The sequence below is a fragment of the Candidatus Borrarchaeum sp. genome, assembly GCF_019058535.1.
GTDB classification, from domain to species: domain Archaea; phylum Asgardarchaeota; class Sifarchaeia; order Borrarchaeales; family Borrarchaeaceae; genus Borrarchaeum; species Borrarchaeum weybense.
The window spans coordinates 1-2,872 of sequence record NZ_JAHPYX010000031.1 but is presented as its reverse complement, the minus strand read 5'-3'; the positions used below and the strand labels follow the sequence as shown (position 1 = coordinate 2,872).

Sequence of the window (2,872 nt, the reverse complement as noted above, 5' to 3'; positions counted from 1 at the left end):
TCCTTGATCAGGGGCTATTCGCTTTAAACTCATTATGGTTCCTTCTCTTGTTTGACCTGAAGTCTAAACCACTCAATACCGTCTTTTATGATATCGGCCATAATTTTTTGATTTCCGACAACAATATGTAGATATTTCAGGGGTTCAGGGGTCTCTTTTTTTGCTTTTTCTAAATAGACACGTGCATTCGGTAAATCTGTTCCGACCATTCGCCCGTACACAGGAACCATTCGTTGTTCAGCTGCAAATCTGTCACGAAGTGCTTTAATCAGACCACGTATGAAAATATCACAACTGCTGATTCCACCGAAACGTGAAGTAATAATTAAGTCAGGAACAGGATGATCCATAAGCAGATGAAACATTTTTGCAACTGTAGAAAGTCTTGGACCACCACCTGAATCCATGAAGTTAATAGGTACTACTCTTCCATCAAAGTATTTTTTTCCTACATTTACAACTTCATCAATGGAAAAGATCCCATATCCCGCCCCTCCAGGAACTAATCCAACATATAATTTTTCTGGATCTTTTTCAAACTTTTCAGGTTCGGGAAGAAGATCTAAATAACCAATAATCCCTGCTTTATGTGCACGTGCTTCAAATCTTGTTTGTTCAGCAACATCGTGTCTTTTACTTTCAGGATCAATTCCAAGCCTAGAAAGCAAGACACTTTGGCGATACAAGGCATTATCATCCAATACAATTTTTGCATCCACAGCAATTAGTTTTGAATCATCTGAAACGATTAAGGGATTTATTTCACAAACTTTCGTATCATATTTCTGAAAAGTAGTATATAGGTTTGAAATAACCGATTGTAGTTTCTCCTTAACGTTATTTAATTGCGGAAATTGAGAAATAAGAAACGCAGTGGCATCAATTACAATATTTTCAGGAAGAAAAACAGGATTATCTGGTAAAGATTTTTTCCATATGGCATCTGGATTACTTTTGGCAACCTCCTCAATATCTATTCCCCCTAAAGCCGAGGTTATTAGAACAACATCAAAAGAAATAGGATCTGTAGTAACGCCTAAGTAAATCTCTCCTTGAATATCAATCGCTTCTTCAAGCAAAACCTTATTAACAGGATATCCATGGATTTTAAGTCTTAGGAGATCATTAACTGTAATTTTTGCTTCATTCAAATCATTGATTTTCTTGATGCCTCCAGCTTTGCCCCTCCCTCCTATTAATGCCATAGCTTTGCCCATTATTGGAAAATTAAGCTGACTAATTTTTTCAACTTCTTCCGGAGATTGAATTGTTCCGAATTGACGTGGGATTGGTATATCTTCATGTTCAAATATTTTTTTGGCTTCATATTCGTACAGGCGCAAAAACGCTCCCCCTAAAAATCATGTGGAGCCTAACTCAACTAAAATTTAGTATACTCTTCTCTAATTAATAACTGTTTAGTTTTTAATGGATTTCCGAAGTTCTAAGACCGAATTACGAAGTTTCAAGTGCGATTTAAACATTAGAATGATATCAATGATCATTATGACTTCTCAATCCTACTACAAATAGCATCTGCCATTCCCGTCGTTGAAGTGTTTCCTCCCATATCATACGTTCTTGCGTTTCCTTCTTTAATCACTTCTGCGACTGCCTGCTCAACTTGTTGAGCCATTTCCTTTTCATTCAACCAGTCAAGCATCATTTTTGCAGCTAAAATTGTAGCAATGGGATTTACTTTGTTTTGACCGACATATTTAGGTGCTGAACCATGAGTAGGCTCAAAAACAGCCATGTTATCTCCTATATTTCCTGAACGGGCAAATCCTAATCCGCCAACCAATTGCGCTGCTTCGTCAGAAATGATGTCTCCAAACATATTGGAGGTGACCAGCACACCATAATCCTGAGGATTTTTTATCAACCACATTGCCATTGCGTCAATATTAGTTTCCCACAATTCAAGAGAAGGATAATTTTTAATTAGTGTACGTGCTTCCCGAACCATCAATCCGCTGGTTTCACGTATGACATTTGGCTTTTCAACAACTGTAACTGTCTTATAGCCAAATTCATTTGCATATTCCATACTAGCTTTCAATATCCGTTTAACACCCTTTCGTGTAAAAATTCGTGTTGAGATAGCCAAATCTTCTAATGCAAAATCCCCAAATCTTTTAGCTCTTGGATGATTTTCTATAAACGCTTTCATAACAGCTTCTGGCACTGGATGCCATTCAACGCCAGAATACAGCCCCTCAGTGTTTTCACGAAAAACTACCAAATCGATATCATCACGATAATTTAGAGGATTTCCAAGATAGGCTTTGCACGGACGTAAATTAATATAAAGATCAAACAATTGACGTAATTTAACAATGGGGCTAAAATAGATCAAACCTTTGTTTTTAAATCTAGGATCGAGTTCTGCATCCGCTTCTTCCTTGGGTTTTGAAGTAATGGCTCCAAATAGAGCACAATTAGATTCTTTGAGAAGGTCAATTGTTCTATCAGGTAAAGGATTTCCCTCAGTCTTCCAAAATTCCCAACCAATATCCCCGTATAGATATTCAACTTGATTACTAAACCCTACAGTATCAAGGACTTTAATTGCAGCATCTACAACATCAACACCAATTCCATCCCCAGGAAGTACACAGATTTTATAATTAGACATAACGTTACACCATTTTCTGAGTTTTGTGAAGTTTTATTTATTGGAAATAAGATACAACTAGGGTGGTAGTTCACTGAATTAATATGAATAGAACATAATTTAATTATAAGTCTAATAAAATTGTCCTTTTATGGGGGCTTTTAATTTATGGGGGCTTTAAGTTTAACGAAAAATGAAGAACAACTTGAAAGAACCATTCAAAGATGTAGAGAACGCAACATAATTATCCCAACC

The 2,872-nt window shown here is 36.5% G+C and carries 2 protein-coding genes; both read right to left on the bottom strand.

Annotated features, from left to right (window positions below; translation table 11 throughout):
* Positions 1-32 precede the first annotated feature (32 nt).
* Positions 33-1,343 carry an ATP-grasp domain-containing protein gene (locus QVB70_RS01705; RefSeq protein ID WP_287582749.1) on the bottom strand — a complete coding sequence of 437 codons (1,311 nt, stop codon included), beginning with the start codon at positions 1,341-1,343 and terminating at the stop codon, positions 33-35.
* Positions 1,344-1,504: 161 nt separating this feature from the next.
* On the bottom strand, positions 1,505-2,638 hold the full coding sequence (locus QVB70_RS01700; RefSeq protein ID WP_287582747.1) for an isocitrate/isopropylmalate dehydrogenase family protein: 1,134 nt from the start codon (positions 2,636-2,638) through the stop codon (positions 1,505-1,507).
* Between the last annotated feature and the right edge of the window lie 234 nt (positions 2,639-2,872).